Source organism: Oleiphilus sp. HI0066 (assembly GCF_001635725.1).
This window is the reverse complement of sequence record NZ_LWFH01000960.1, coordinates 1-203: the sequence shown is the minus strand read 5'-3', so window position 1 is coordinate 203 and position 203 is coordinate 1. Positions and strand designations below refer to the sequence as shown.

Annotated in this window: 1 pseudogene; it reads right to left on the bottom strand. The window is 44.3% G+C overall.

Annotated elements, in window-relative coordinates:
* A pseudogene (locus tag A3738_RS31010) lies at positions 1-203 on the bottom strand (rod shape-determining protein MreC); the annotation flags it as partial.

Genomic DNA, 203 nt, shown 5'->3' with positions numbered 1-203 from the left:
GTTCGGTGACTACGACACCATCGTCAAGAACGCGAGAAGCATTCAATAACTCTCGCAAACGATTCAGCTCTGCGGTTGTACTAGCAAGCTTTTGAGACTGGCGTTCTAGAACAAGAACTTTAGCTTTAAGGGAATCTAACTCATCTTCGAGTGACGAACGGGAAGTAAAAAGAAAACCAATACCATCAGTGATATGACGCGGT